Source organism: Paenibacillus sp. PvR133, assembly GCF_017833155.1.
Classification (GTDB): domain Bacteria; phylum Bacillota; class Bacilli; order Paenibacillales; family Paenibacillaceae; genus Paenibacillus; species Paenibacillus polymyxa_B.
In genome coordinates this window covers 1,224,756-1,238,453 of the sequence record NZ_JAFIBS010000001.1, presented here as the reverse complement: position 1 = coordinate 1,238,453, position 13,698 = coordinate 1,224,756, and the positions used below count along the sequence as shown (strand labels likewise).

The 13,698-nt window shown below is 42.1% G+C and carries 13 protein-coding genes; 9 read left to right on the top strand and 4 right to left on the bottom strand.

Annotated features, from left to right (window positions below):
- The first annotated feature begins 17 nt into the window (after positions 1–17).
- From JOE49_RS05505 to JOE49_RS05485, 5 genes are all read left to right on the top strand, one after another.
- The gene (locus tag JOE49_RS05505; RefSeq protein WP_235322478.1) at positions 18–485 is read left to right on the top strand and encodes a DUF4303 domain-containing protein; all 468 of its coding nucleotides are present in this window, start codon (positions 18–20) and stop codon (positions 483–485) included.
- 141 nt (positions 486–626) lie between these two features.
- A complete protein-coding gene (locus JOE49_RS05500; protein ID WP_076295163.1) occupies positions 627–1,154 on the top strand; it encodes a hypothetical protein in 528 nt (175 codons plus the stop codon).
- 340 nt (positions 1,155–1,494) lie between these two features.
- Positions 1,495–2,829 carry an SMI1/KNR4 family protein gene (locus JOE49_RS05495; RefSeq protein ID WP_209940706.1) on the top strand — a complete coding sequence of 445 codons (1,335 nt, stop codon included), beginning with the start codon at positions 1,495–1,497 and terminating at the stop codon, positions 2,827–2,829.
- 164 nt (positions 2,830–2,993) lie between these two features.
- The gene (locus tag JOE49_RS05490) at positions 2,994–3,596 is read left to right on the top strand and encodes a class I SAM-dependent methyltransferase (RefSeq protein ID WP_023991092.1); all 603 of its coding nucleotides are present in this window, start codon (positions 2,994–2,996) and stop codon (positions 3,594–3,596) included.
- A gap of 256 nt (positions 3,597–3,852) precedes the next feature.
- On the top strand, positions 3,853–4,389 hold the full coding sequence (locus JOE49_RS05485) for a YceI family protein (RefSeq protein WP_160788367.1): 537 nt from the start codon (positions 3,853–3,855) through the stop codon (positions 4,387–4,389).
- A gap of 77 nt (positions 4,390–4,466) precedes the next feature.
- Here JOE49_RS05485 and JOE49_RS05480 read toward each other — a convergent pair whose 3' ends face one another.
- A complete protein-coding gene (locus tag JOE49_RS05480; RefSeq protein WP_209940705.1) occupies positions 4,467–5,144 on the bottom strand; it encodes a TetR/AcrR family transcriptional regulator in 678 nt (225 codons plus the stop codon).
- Between the two features lie 368 nt (positions 5,145–5,512).
- On the opposite strand from JOE49_RS05480, the gene JOE49_RS05475 reads away from it, so the two are divergent.
- On the top strand, positions 5,513–7,219 hold the full coding sequence (locus tag JOE49_RS05475; protein ID WP_209940704.1) for a CocE/NonD family hydrolase: 1,707 nt from the start codon (positions 5,513–5,515) through the stop codon (positions 7,217–7,219).
- Positions 7,220–7,397: 178 nt separating this feature from the next.
- Positions 7,398–7,859: a phage tail protein gene (locus JOE49_RS05470; protein ID WP_071644079.1), complete on the top strand. Its 462-nt coding sequence runs from the start codon at positions 7,398–7,400 to the stop codon at positions 7,857–7,859.
- Positions 7,860–7,935: 76 nt separating this feature from the next.
- Here the strand turns inward: JOE49_RS05470 and JOE49_RS05465 are convergent, their stop codons facing one another.
- The 3 genes from JOE49_RS05465 to JOE49_RS05455 form a co-directional block, all read right to left on the bottom strand.
- The gene (locus tag JOE49_RS05465) at positions 7,936–8,877 is read right to left on the bottom strand and encodes an NmrA family NAD(P)-binding protein (RefSeq protein WP_209940703.1); all 942 of its coding nucleotides are present in this window, start codon (positions 8,875–8,877) and stop codon (positions 7,936–7,938) included.
- A gap of 91 nt (positions 8,878–8,968) precedes the next feature.
- Positions 8,969–9,856, bottom strand: coding sequence for a LysR family transcriptional regulator (locus tag JOE49_RS05460; protein ID WP_209940702.1), 888 nt, complete (start codon positions 9,854–9,856; stop codon positions 8,969–8,971).
- Positions 9,857–9,976: 120 nt separating this feature from the next.
- On the bottom strand, positions 9,977–11,065 hold the full coding sequence (locus JOE49_RS05455; RefSeq protein ID WP_023991084.1) for a GntR family transcriptional regulator: 1,089 nt from the start codon (positions 11,063–11,065) through the stop codon (positions 9,977–9,979).
- A 290-nt stretch (positions 11,066–11,355) separates the two neighbouring features.
- Between JOE49_RS05455 and JOE49_RS05450 the strand changes: the two genes are divergently transcribed.
- Both JOE49_RS05450 and JOE49_RS05445 read left to right on the top strand, forming a co-directional pair.
- Positions 11,356–12,969, top strand: coding sequence for a xylulokinase (locus tag JOE49_RS05450; protein ID WP_209940701.1), 1,614 nt, complete (start codon positions 11,356–11,358; stop codon positions 12,967–12,969).
- 1 nt (position 12,970) lies between these two features.
- A complete protein-coding gene (locus JOE49_RS05445; protein ID WP_068939259.1) occupies positions 12,971–13,666 on the top strand; it encodes an L-ribulose-5-phosphate 4-epimerase in 696 nt (231 codons plus the stop codon).
- Positions 13,667–13,698 lie beyond the last annotated feature (32 nt).

Below are 13,698 nucleotides of genomic sequence, written 5' to 3'. Positions count from 1 at the left end.
GGCGGCAGAGATTGCCGATGTGGCTAGGACGTCCTTTCGTACTCTTTTTGAAAATGGTGAACGTTACTATTACTGCACGCTATTTACTACTGGAGAGGGAAGCGGTCAGGCAAGGAGACGAAAGCGACACGCCGGGATCAACGATTGCGGAACTCATTAAATGGTCCTATGCCGATTCACCCTATTGTTGTTTCAGGGATGAAAACTTCGATGAGGTTAAACAATTGTTTATGGAGCGTCCTTCTATTGCGGAGCTTGAGGCTGACGAAAGGAATCGTGAGTTTGATTCGAGGCTGAAGGCAATGGAGCTGGCGATGAAAACGCTCGATGATGAAGGCGTGTTTGCCTTGAATCAACCGCGAGAGGCTGTATGTGTCCTTGTCGAGGTTATGCCGCCGGATGAGATCAATACGGAAATCGCCCTACGTTTGAATCGGGTGGAGTCTCCGGCTATGCAAGCATGGCTGGCAGAAGCGGCGGAGTAAGGGCATTCGCGTTTCTTGAGGGAGAGTTGTAAAATGCCTAATCATCAAGCGGTTTTTGGCGTGCGTATGTCCCATTCGCACAAGCACGCAGCCCGCCCCTGGCGTAAACTGAATTATAATCAGTGAGCGAGGTGAACTTCCATGGCACAATCGAAAGAGATGCGTGCACGGGCTAAGAAGTTTCAGGGCCGTCCGGTCTGTGTCACCCTGCACAGCGGAGAGACTTACGTCGGCTACATCACCGACGCTAATTACGGCGGGTTGGTACTTGCCAGTGCTGGAGCTCCTCCACGCGCTTCTTCCGGGAAGCAAGACTCCCGATCTCTCAAACGCAGAGCTGGTGCGCATGCCCCGGGCGTCCGTCTCGGCAACCGGAAAGGCGGCGCGCGTAAGCCGTCTGGCCGTTCGCGCTCCCGCAAGCCGGACGCCAAGGTGTCGGCATTCCTGCCGATGATGGGCTCGCTATTAGGCGGCCTGGGCGGCTCCACTGCGGGCGCAGGAGGGCTTGGCGGTATGCTCGGCGGCGGCTTGCGGCTGTTCGGCATGATCCAGAAATTTGTCCCGGTCGTGAAGATGGGCTACGGCATGATCAAGTCCATTCGCCCGTTTCTCGGCGCCGTTAAAGGTTTGATGCCCCCGGCCAGTCCGGCCACGCCGGATAACGAATAATCGTGTCCCTGTGAACTTTAAGCCCCCATTGAGTGGTCAAAGGGGGCTAGCCCACACCATCACTTTCTAACAAGAATAAAAATGATCACGTTCTTTGTCATTAAATTTGCCAAGTTTCCGTATCCTAACAAATTCGTGTTGGCCCCCATATGGATTCCTTTCATATGCATTTTTTGTATGGTAATCTAAGGTGGTCCAGGGGACCTTAATAGAAGCTACAATGAAAGATTAATTAAAGATACATATCATTTTAAAGAGGTACGACCCATAGAAAAAATAATAAAATTGCTGGATAAGCAAACAAAGGAAACCTGGCTATGGTCAACAGGAGGGTTCAAATATGTGGTTTGGGAAGAAAGAAACGCAACTGGATCGAATAAAAAACAAACTGAGTCAAGCTATGCGCAAAGACGCGGATTTCTCGGTGTTTGGAGCATCCTCACATCAATATAGGGTTAAAGAGAAGCTTACAGCAAAAGAGCTGGAGGACTGGCAAACCCTCAATCAGGTCACACTTCCTGAGCCTTACGCGCTGTTTTTAACGAAAATCGGCAACGGAGGCGCCGGACCCTACTATGGAATTTATTCAATTGGAAAGGCAACTTCCTACACCGAGCGCCAGGCACTCCTTGCCAAATCCGTTCTGCATCCCGGGATGACCAAAGAGGAATGGAACCATCTGATTGAGCCCCTGACCAGGGACGAGCACATTCCCGATGAGGAATACGACGATACCTGTAATCAGGTGTTGGGCGGCATGTTGTGCATAGGTACCCAAGGCTGCGAATACGACATGTATCTCGTACTTGAAGGGAAATATAGGGGGAGGATTGTGTACACCTCCGATTTTCATCCCGATCATCCTTTTTTCTTTGTCTATGAAGGCAGCTTTCTGGATTGGTACGAGCGCTGGCTGGATGAAATTATTCTGGATTATGATATCGGGTGGTTTGGCAGTCGAATGCCGGGTGATGAGAATGCACTGATCCAGATTTATCAGAGCGCTCCAAACGAAGAAATCCAAGTCAAAGCGCTTGATGGAATGTTCAAGTTTAAGAAGGTCTCTCAGCTAACCCTTGCTTTTTTGAAAAATATTGCGGAGCAAAGCCCCAAAAATCGGACCACAGCCATTTGGCTCATCTGCAAAACTTCCTTTGACACGGGTAGAAAATATCTTCTGGAGCTGTTGCAATCGGATGAACATGAGGATTTTCTGCAAGCTTTACAGATTCTGCATGCTTCCAGTAAAACTGTGAATTTAACAGAGTTTATTCCAGTGATCTTGCAAAGGCTTGACAGGATTCACGACCCGGAAACGTTGCGTTATGCAGGGTATATCTTGGAGGATTACGGTGCGATTACTCTCCAGAACTTTGCGCCTTTCTTGTGTCACGCTGACCCGAAAATGCAAACTACTGCCATCTATGCCGCGCGCAATTGCGAAAACAAGCTGGGAAGCTGGCAGATCATTGAACAGATGCTGATGGGGGGCGGCCCGCAGGTTCTGAATAACTTGATTTTATACTGGGACATTATTCCACATGAGAAGTTGCTGCCTTACTATAAGGTGGTATGGCCGGAATACAAAAGCAATCCGAATTTCAGAGAAAAATTTATCGGTTGTTTGCGAGAACTGCATTTGCCAGATGATTATTTCGACAAAGACGAATCGTAATGAAGGTGTACATGAACCACCCCAAGGTTGTCTCCTCCATTCATACAGAGGTTTTGTTTTCCATAAGCATGAATAAGAATGTGGACTAAATGCTAATGCTTGATAGAATATCATTCTATATTGTTGTATTCAGGATTTTATTAAGGCGGATTGGGGAGGTAATTATGGGAAATACGGATAAGTTTGAAATGATAGCGAATATATATGACACTTCGGAAAGAATTCAAATTGCAAAGGCATCATCTGATGCCATTCGTGAATATGTAGTTGACGCTAATAGTAAGAATGCTATTGATTTTGGGTGTGGAACGGGTCTTGTCGGAATGAACTTGTTAAACGATTTTAATTCTATGCTTTTTCTGGATACTTCACAAAACATGATTAATCAAATAAAACAAAAAATTACTGATCTTCATATTCATAATGCAGATACAATATGCTTTGATTTTGAAAAGGAAGGTCTATCGGATCTTCATGCTGACTATATTTTTATGGCTCAGGTTCTGCTCCATATTCATGATGTTGAATTCGTTTTATCCAGATTATTGGATGTTCTAAATGAAGGAGGACATTTACTAATTGTAGACTTTAATAAAAATGAAAAAGTAGTTTCAGATTTAGTTCATAACGGATTTAATCAAGAAGAGCTGGCTGACATTATGACTAAAATAGGGTATAGAGATATTCAATCCAAAACTTTTTATAATGGAAGTAAAATATTCATGGGACAAGATGCATCTATGTTTATTCTTGATTCTCGAAAATAAACTTTTAGGCAGAAATCAGCTCTCGTTATAGTCGGGATTCTAAAATACAACGAAATAAAAGGCCGCCCCTTATGAGACAGCCCCATGCTTCTTGTACAGTCCGAAATCGGATTTACGAGGAAGCCGAAAAAATGCTAAAACGCTACTGACATCCCGTTGTCAGTAGCGTTTTTGTATATTAGGAGCATGCGAATAGCGCAGTGTTTTGGAGATAGGGTGACCTTTCTCAAATCTTACCATAGAGGTGGAATTTATTATGAGCAATATCAATTGGGAAGTGGATCGGGACCACAGCTCCGTCGAGTTTTCGGTGACGCATTTAATGATTAATAGAATCAAAGGAGTATTCGAGCATTTCCAAGCGATCTTGAGTTTTGACCCCAACGATTTAACAACCATGGGTATTCAGGCTTCCATAGACGCAAATAGTATCACAACTCGCCAATCGCAACGAGATGAGCACCTGAAGAGCGACGACTTCCTTCATGCAGCCAAGTATCCAACCATTACGTTTCAAAGCACCAGCTGCGTCCTTGCTGGCGAAAGGCAATATGAGCTTACGGGCAATCTAACTTTGCATGGAGTAACAAAACCCATCACTTTTCATACCGTTTTTGAAGGACTAAATAAAGACCCTCGTGGCCGGGAACGTGTAGGATTTCATTCAACAGCCAGTATCGAACGCAATGAATTTGGCTTGACATTCAACTCGCATCTGGAAAAAGGCGGGATTGTTGTCGGGAATGAAGTGAGAATCGAACTTTATATCGAGGCAATTAAAATAGTAGATTAGCGGTCCTAAAGGCCATCCTTTTATCGGGATGGTCCTTATTCAAAAACTTGCCGCTACAAGTAGATGCCTTGGCGGCCTCATGTTGAGCCTTCCAAGCTTCCATCCGATTGATCTGGCTTGTAGCATAGCTTGGGGGGGATAGTTTTATCAACCTGCGTTATCCGACAATACAGGGCCATTCCTTCTTTGGTTAGATGAGGCAGTATAAGGCTCCATAGGATGGACAAGATGTTTTTGGGATTTGGAAGAAACTTTTGGAGAAGAATTATTTCCTGTGTGCCATACATATTTATCGATAGTAAAGAAATAGACAAATCTTCATATTGCCCGGCATATAATTCTTCTTTCATAAATCCTTTATTAACAAACCCCTTAAATATGTTGGTAAAAAGCGTATAGAAATCATTAACAACCTTAATTTGCATTTTAGCTATCTCCGGATATAACTTAGGCAATTCTGTAAAACTGGAGAAATAAAAGAAATATTTTTTACGGAATTCATTAAGAATTAAAAACTGCTGATTCAGCCCTTCGATAGAAACCTCCGCTGAGAAATTTAAGTTTTGGTATTCTTCATACTGCATTGCCATAACACCAATCATAAGATCATGTTTTTTTTTGAAATAGTATGTCAAATTACCAGGACTTATATTTAACGCATCGGAAATATCCCTCAATGTTACATATGCATATCCTTTTTTATTAAATAATTCAATTGAAGTCTCAAGGATCTTATCCCTTAAATTAATATCCATTTCTATCTCCTTTAGAGCGTTTGTGCTATGCACTTGAAATCAAAAGCATTATATCATAAATTGTTCCTTCAAGCCGAAATAAGTAGCTTGATTAAGAATACGGAAGAATTCGAGAGATAATTTGCGAAAATCCTCAGCCAAGAGTGCCATTCCCAATAAAGACCAGAGTTGAGTTGCTGTATTTGCAGGAATATACTGATTTTAGTACACGTGTACTAAAACTTTTCTGAATAATTATTGAAGGGAGTGAACCCCTTGCAAGAAATCAGAAAGAGACCTAAAGTTCACAATGCGATTGAACAGGATACAGAAGCACGCTGCTTATTGATTGACTGGTTTGAAGAAAAACTATCAAATGGAGGCAAGCTATGAATCCATTACCTATCGACATTAACGAAAGAAGTAATCACTTTTATGAACTTACTTGGAAAGAAGTACAGATTCCTATGAGAGACGGGAATTATCTCGCCGCAAATCTTTATCAGCCTAATGTGGATGGGAGTTTTCCAGTAATCATGACGATGTGTCCGTATGGAAAGGATCTTCATTTCTCTCAATTTGCTCCTGCTAATCCAACAATCGCAATAGAATATACACACTCGCAGGATAAAGGGCCCTTAATTAGTTGGGAAACACCAAATCCTGAATTTTGGGTGCCGCAAGGCTATACTGTCTTGCGAGTAGATGAACGTGGTATCGGTAATTCTCCAGGAAAGCTGGATATATTATCAAATTCTTTGAAGAAGGATTATTATGATGCAATCGAATGGGCTGGAACGCAACCATGGAGCAATGGAAAGATAGGACTGCTGGGCATCTCCTATTTGGCTATGAGTCAATGGGCCGTAGCATCCGAACAACCTCCTCATTTAGCTTGTATCATACCTTGGGAAGGTACAGTAGATTATTATGCAGAATTCTGTTATCCGGGCGGAATCCAGGCGAACGGTTTTCTTTCATTCTGGTGGAAGAACGGAGTTTTGGCGCATCAATACAATCCCGATGGAAAATTCTCGGAAGAACAATTGCAAGCCAATCGCACTGATTTCCCGGAGATGGTAAAAAACAATCCATTACGTGATCAATCGTGGACGAATCGATTTTCTGATTTGAGTAAAGTAGAGGTGCCTTTATTATCCGCAAGCAACTGGTTTAGCGCCGGAATGCATACCCGTGGAAATTTTCTGGGTTTTCAGAATGCGGTATCAGAGCACAAGTGGCTTGAAGTACATATCGGGAGCCATGTTGGTGCATTTTACACCGCTCAGGGTCGGGAACTGCAGAAAAAATTTCTGGATTATTGGCTTAAAGGAATCGATACTGGCATAATGAGAGAACCGAAAGTGAAGCTTGCCATTCCTCGCGGAGGCAATAACTACACATGGCGCTACGAGAACGAGTATCCGCTTAAGCGCACCCAATGGACCCGCTTTTACCTTGATGCAAGCTCGAATTTGCTTTCGCAAGAGCCTCCGCAAGCCAAGGCCCAGCTTTGCTATGAAGGCGATAAGGAGTGCGAGTCAAAGCACTGGGCGAAGCCTTTTATGGTGAAAGAATTCTCGAGAGAGGAAAACAATTCAAAGCGTGTTCTGTTTGAAACCGATCCGTTTGATAACGAAACAGAAATTCTCGGGCCTATCAAACTCCGTTTGTGGGCATCGTCAACTACAGATGATATGGACATTTTCGTATCTTTGCGAAATATTGACTCACTAGGCAATGAGGTCGTTAACTCAGGAGCACTAACAGAGAAATTTCCAATTAGCCAGGGGTGGTTGCGCGCTTCCTTACGTAAAACTGATGATGAATTATCCACGGAGTGTAAGCCTTATTACACCTTCGATGAGTTTCAAAAGCTGGTTCCAGGAGAAGTCTATTGCTTGGATATTGAGATATGGGATAGCGCAATTGTTGTAGCTAAAGGGAACCGATTGCTCCTGGAAATTGGAAGCCAGAATCAAAGTGGCTGCGCACTGCTGACTCAGACGGGGGATGACAGGGTTTGGGATGCAGACATTACTCTATATACAGGGGATGAATTTGATTCTTATTTGTTGCTGCCGATCATACCCTAACTGAGTTCAAGTTGACATGCTTCCCAACGCCCATGTTCCCTCAGACAGAAGGAAGTTGGAAAGAATATTCCTTTGGATCGGTGACGATTTATGTGTACAGTAAGTTGTGAGCGCCAGAACCGTAACATAAATAGCAGCAAGTTTTTTGGGGAATAATGAGATAAAAGGAGATGTGGAAATGTCCTATATCGTTGATTTTAATAATGTGTCTACGGTTGGTTTAGAGTCTTCACCTGTAGTAGAAGCGCTTGCTGGTTTGCGTGCTAATGAAGCCCGTTACTTTATGAACAAATACAAGCATGAATTTACGGTTGTGTCAGCTAGTGAAAGTCAGGAGACCCTTGATTATGTGAACCGAATTCTGAAAGAGCGTGATATTGAGTTTGCGGCCAAACCTTTAGAAACGTCACGTTTTCAAGTGGAAAATATTAAATTTGCTTATGTCTTTTATGAGGATGGTCTTGAGGTCAACGTCATGTATACGGTTGATGACACTAAGAAGCGGGCCGTTGGGTTTAAGCTTTCTGAGGGGATGGAGGTACCAAAGGAGCTAGAAGGGAAGTTTAAGTTTGCTAGGCAGAAGTCAAAACTAGCTGGAACAATTCGGGGTTCGTTTTTTGTAATTAAAGGAGAATACTAAAGTAGGCAAAAGCGCAATTGGAGAAATCGGATGTAAATCAGCTTCCGATCTCTCCGTAACATGATTATGACTTGGATTAATTATCTTTGGAGTGTCGTTCACCCACTTGGTACTCATTCGCATGTTCAAACATATATTTCACTGTTACGGGATCTTGGCCCGTCAGCTTCTTAAAGTCGTCCGTAAATATATCCATTTTTCCTAAGCGAATAGCTTGTCCAAAGGTAACCATACCTTCAGAAGAGAAGGGGGCTTCGGAGTCCTCTGCAAATTTGCCATCCGTTGTTCTGGGAACACCCATGGCATCAAATATGGCGTAGTTTTCTTCATCCGTGATCTGCTTGTAGGTAATATGATGACCCGTTACTTTATTTCCAATCTCGATAAAGTCGGACATTGTTATTAATTCAGGACCATTTATATTTAATATCGCCTCATGATAATTGCTTGCTGCTAATGCATAAGCGACAGCTTTTGCACAATCCTTCCGTGAGATATAGGCCATCTTGCCGTCACCCTGGTTATTTTTCAACACGCCGTCAGACTTCACATAGGTGAAGTAATTGGTAACCATAGCCTCCGCATATTGCGAATTACGCAGGAAAATATAATCTAACCCGACACTTTTGATATAATCTTCCGTATAGACATGGTCCAGTTTTTCAACACTTGGATTGGATTCATCCGCCGCGTTAACCAATGAAGTATAGATGATTTGTTTTACTCCAGCTTCTTTCGCCGCATCGACCACGTTTTTGTGCGCATTTTGGCGTTTTACCCCCACAAAAGGCATGGAGATTAAAGCAATTTTATCTGCATTAGCAAAGGCTTCTGCAAGGCCGTCTATTTTATTGAAATTGGTCACATGCGTTTCAATACCTTGTTCTGCATACCCTTGTAAAGATGCCGGATCATATGCACAAAAAATAATTTGGTCTTTTTCTACTAATTTCAATAAAAATTCAGCCGCTTGTCTGCCCAGATTGCCATCCACACCCGTTAATAATAACTTACCCATGTTTGTCGTCACTCCTTGCTGAAATGAACTATACTTATATATTATGTGAAAAAAATAACAAAGTATAATACAAAAAACTTATGGGCTATTGCTAAAACGAATTTTGTATTTGTTGCAGGAATGAGTATAATGCTGGATTAGAATTATTTTTTAAGTAGCCTATTTCGATTTTAAAAGTATGGTGTGAACCCTGTATGGGAATGAGTCGGACCTCTTCTTTCAGGTCAGCAAGATCATAGTTATCTGGGAAAAAGCCAATTAAATTCTCTGTGATGATATAAAACAACTTTGTTTCGACATCGTCTGCGGTTCTAAGGATGTTGGGCTGGTAACCATCTTCCATGGCATGTTGAATCATTAAATAATAGGAGTCTCCAATAACCATTGGATTCAGCATGACAAGCGGATACTTATATAATTCTTCCTTTGAGATGGAATCAAAACTGAAGAGGGGATGTTGTTTACTTACAGCCGCGCAGTATCGTCCGCTATATAATGTATGGGTTAGGATTTCCTCTTTCCCTTTAAACTCTGAGTCAAAGGCAATGGCTATGTCATGTATTCCTTTTTGCAGATACTCAGCGATATCCTTTAGCAATACTTTATTTAATTCAAGTTTAATCTTTGGATGATTTTCTTTAAATGAAGGGATAAATTTTAACAAGCTTTGGATATCTGTGATTGCAGCATATTCGATACTCAATAGTTGGGTATTATATTTTTGAAAATTTTCCATGCTTGTTTTCATATGATTATATTGCTTCCAGAGCACGACGGCCTCTGCATAAAACAGCCATCCCGCTTTGGTGGGCTCAATCGGAATTTGTTTTCTATCAATTAACTGAATGTTGAACTCATTCTCAAGTGAGGCAATTTGTTGGCTAATCGTAGTTTGCGATACAAAATTCTTTTTTGCTGTTTCTGTGAAGTTTCTACATTCAACGAGATCTATAAAATATTTTATCCTTTTTAGATTCATGTTTACCTCCAATTGTATGAAATTTATTAAAACTTACGTTCCCGCCATAAATTCAAGCCAGCATACCCTAATGTTAATGGCAAACTGGCGGTTCATAATTGGAGGTAATGTGAGCACCATCTACTTCAGTTTCTTCTTTACCGTCTCCCCTTCAATCAACACGGGCTGATAATAGGTGTGGTTGCGTAGATCCTTCTTCCCTTGCAGTTTCTTAATAACCCAATCGGCGGCATCACGTCCCATTTGTTCCTGTGGGTGTGTTAATGTGGTTAGCTTGATGTTTGCATTTTTGGAAATATAGGAATTATCTTGACCAATAATGGATATGTCTTCGGGAACAGATATCCCAAGTTGTCTGCATACATGTACAACTTCTAATCCTACCTCGTCGTTATAGCAGACAATTGCGGTTAACCCGTCTCTTTGTTCGGTAAGGAATTTTTTTAAGTTGGCGGACAGGTCCTGCTTCGTCTCTGTATAGAATGAGAGCACTTGCTCTGGGTGAAACCGTAATTTGGCTTCTCCAAGCGCTTTGATATAGCCCTTCATTCGATGCTTTCCTTGTAAATCATCCATTTTGGCAATGATACCAATGTGTGTGTGTCCGTTAGCAATCAATTCTTTTGTTGCCAGATAGCTGGATTGTACGTCATCGAGACAAAAGAAGGGAACTTCCAACTCTTCATAATAAGCATTAATCATGATGAACGGAACATCCTGCTCCTTGAACGTCAAATAGTAAGAGATATTGGGATTATATAGATTGCTCTTCGTAGGCTCAATGATCAAGCCATCCACACCAAAGGACAACATCATCTCCAAAGCTTTCTTTTCCTGTGCGACATCATTATTTGTACTAGCTAATAGCAATGAATAATTATCTTCATTCAATCTAGCTTCAATCCCGCGAATAATAGAAGGGAAGATGTAATCAGAAATATAGGTCGTGATGACTCCGATGGTTTTATTACTGGAATTCCCGCCGGTTTTTGATCGGAATTGGTTGCTGACGTAAGTGCCCGATCCTTTTTCACTTCTTAAAAAACCCTCGTTGGATAGTTCTAAAATAGCCTTTCGTACCGTCTGGCGACTAACTTTATACATATCCTGCAAAGCCGATTCCGTTGGAATTTGTTCTCCTACGCTGTATGCTCCTGATAGAATGTTGCTTTTTATATCCTCAAGGATGACCTGATACTTTGGTTTCACTTTATTCCTTCTTTCCTGGTTGTCCTAATACCAATTTACCTATCCATAATATTTGTATGTACATATTTTAGCATAATTATGAACTTATTATAATCCATTGCCCAACATGCAGTAATACTAAAGGAAAAATAGAGAAACATTCAATTCTTAAGAATATTTGTAGGTATAACTACGTATTCGTGTTGACAAATGTACGAACAAAAAATATACTAAGGTTGTAAATTAAAGAAAGCGCCTTCTTTCAATTATTGCGATTATAACAGTTGTTCAGAGAGAGGAGTCACGTGAGCATGGATCAAGACATTAAACAAGCGATTACTAAGGGAGAAACCTCACTTGGTATCGAATTTGGATCCACACGTATCAAGGCAGTGCTGATTGATCATCATTTTGAAACAATCGCATCTGGAAGCTATGAGTGGGAAAATCTCTTGGTAGACGGATATTGGACGTACAACTTAGAGAGTATTATTACGGGTCTACAAGAGGCTTATAGTGAAATGAAGCAAGAAGTTGAGCGAAAATATGGAATCACTCTTCGTACCGTTGGTTCTATAGGATTCTCTGCAATGATGCACGGATATATGGCTTTTGACAGCAAAGGTGAGTTGCTTGTTCCGTTCCGAACTTGGCGGAATGCGACAACCGGTGTTGCGGCAAAAGTGTTAACTGATAAATTCCAATTCAACATCCCTGAGCGATGGAGTATTGCTCACCTGTATCAAGCTATATTGAACGAAGAGCAACATGTCCCTCAGATTGATTTTATGACGACGTTAGCTGGATATATTCACTGGCTGCTGACTGGCAATAAGTCCATTGGCATCGGAGATGCTTCGGGCATATTCCCAATTGATGAGACTACACATGATTATAACGAATCGATGGTTAAGCAGTTCGATGAACTCATTGCAGCCAAAGGTTACGATTGGAAGTTAGAAGGAATTCTCCCTAAAGTTTATATTTCAGGCGAGCAGGCAGGTGTACTAACCGCCGCGGGAGCCAAAATCTTAGATAAATCCGAAGATTTACAACCAGGTATTCCGCTTTGTCCTCCAGAAGGTGATGCGGGAACAGGGATGGTCGCTACGAATAGTGTGAGGAAACGGACTGGCAACGTCTCTGTGGGAACCTCGGTTTTTGCCATGCTTGTATTAGAGAAGGATCTTTCAGCGGTATATCCGGAAATTGATCTGGTGACTACACCGAATGGTAATCCGGTCGGAATGGTTCATGCCAACAACTGTTCAAGTGATCTCAATGCTTGGCTGGGATTGTTTCGTGAGTTCTATGAGGCAATGGGGCAAAAGGCCGATCCAAACCAATTATTCAGTGTGTTGCTGAACAAGGCTTTGGAAGCAGATCCAGATGGCGGCGGCTTACTTAGCTACGGATATTTGTCAGGAGAGAATATCACCGGAATAGAGAAAGGCCGGCCATTGTTTGTCCGCTCCCCTGAGAGCCGTTTCAATTTGCCCAATTTCATGCGGACTCATCTTTTCACTGCGTTTGCTGCTTTGAAAATCGGAATGGATATTTTGACAAAGAAAGAAAATGTCGCAATTGATAGCATACTGGCTCACGGTGGTTTATTTAAAACCCCTATCGTCGGACAAAAAATTGTTGCGGCTGCCATGAATGTCCCAGTATCAGTGATGTCAACAGCTGGAGAAGGCGGGGCGTGGGGTATTGCCATTCTGGCTTCTTACATGATGAACAAGGATCAACAAGAAAGTCTGGAAGACTTCCTCGACCAAAAAGTATTTAGAGATGCTGAGGGGCAAGAAATTTCTCCTGACAGTTCCGACGTTAAGGGATTCGAAGCATTCATGGAACGCTATACACAAGGTCTAGCGATTGAACAGGCTGCTGTAGATAATCTAGTGGAAAACTGGAGGGATTGACGTGTTAGAGCAACTGAAAGAAGAAGTATATCAAGCCAATCTGGATTTGCCTAAACATGGACTCGTGAAATACACCTGGGGTAACGTAAGCGCTGTTGATCGTGAGAGCCGCTTATTCGTTATCAAACCTAGTGGTGTTAGTTATGACACGATGAAACCTAGCGATATGGTGGTTGTTGATTTTGATGGCAATGTTGTTGAAGGAGAAATGAGACCTTCATCAGATACACCGACTCACGCCGTGCTTTATAAGCATTATGCAGAGATCGGCGGTATTGTACACACGCATTCAACTTGGGCGACCATTTGGGCTCAAGCAGGTTTGGATGTACCTGTAATGGGGACTACTCATGCAGACACCTTCTATGGTTCTGTTCCTTGCGCCCGTTTCTTGACACAAGAGGAGATTGATCGTGGTTACGAAGCGGAAACTGGCCGTGTCATTATCGAAACTTTTGAGCAGCGCGGGCTGGATATTTTAGCAGTGCCGGGTGTTCTGCTTAAGGGTCATGCTCCTTTTACTTGGGGCAAAGATGCGAAATCGGCAGTCATGAATAGCGTCGTGTTGGAAGAAGTTTCGAAAATGAATTTATTCGCACGAGAATTGAATCATTTTGCTGAAGAATTGCCGCAACGCATTCTAGATAAACACTATTTACGCAAACATGGGAAAGACGCGTACTACGGGCAAAAGTAATATAAACTAAAAAATTATGAAAAGAGGATGAA

What these genes read in the sequence shown, in the direction of transcription:
- JOE49_RS05505 (WP_235322478.1), top strand. Translation starts at nt 18, where the DNA reads ATGTGGCTAGGACGTCCTTTCGTACTCTTTTTGAAAATGGTGAACGTT.
- JOE49_RS05500 (WP_076295163.1), top strand. Translation starts at nt 627, where the DNA reads ATGGCACAATCGAAAGAGATGCGTGCACGGGCTAAGAAGTTTCAGGGC.
- JOE49_RS05495 (WP_209940706.1), top strand. Translation starts at nt 1,495, where the DNA reads ATGTGGTTTGGGAAGAAAGAAACGCAACTGGATCGAATAAAAAACAAA.
- JOE49_RS05490 (WP_023991092.1), top strand. Translation starts at nt 2,994, where the DNA reads ATGGGAAATACGGATAAGTTTGAAATGATAGCGAATATATATGACACT.
- JOE49_RS05485 (WP_160788367.1), top strand. Translation starts at nt 3,853, where the DNA reads ATGAGCAATATCAATTGGGAAGTGGATCGGGACCACAGCTCCGTCGAG.
- JOE49_RS05480 (WP_209940705.1), bottom strand. Translation starts at nt 5,144, where the DNA reads ATGGATATTAATTTAAGGGATAAGATCCTTGAGACTTCAATTGAATTA.
- JOE49_RS05475 (WP_209940704.1), top strand. Translation starts at nt 5,513, where the DNA reads ATGAATCCATTACCTATCGACATTAACGAAAGAAGTAATCACTTTTAT.
- JOE49_RS05470 (WP_071644079.1), top strand. Translation starts at nt 7,398, where the DNA reads ATGTCCTATATCGTTGATTTTAATAATGTGTCTACGGTTGGTTTAGAG.
- JOE49_RS05465 (WP_209940703.1), bottom strand. Translation starts at nt 8,877, where the DNA reads ATGGGTAAGTTATTATTAACGGGTGTGGATGGCAATCTGGGCAGACAA.
- JOE49_RS05460 (WP_209940702.1), bottom strand. Translation starts at nt 9,856, where the DNA reads ATGAATCTAAAAAGGATAAAATATTTTATAGATCTCGTTGAATGTAGA.
- JOE49_RS05450 (WP_209940701.1), top strand. Translation starts at nt 11,356, where the DNA reads ATGGATCAAGACATTAAACAAGCGATTACTAAGGGAGAAACCTCACTT.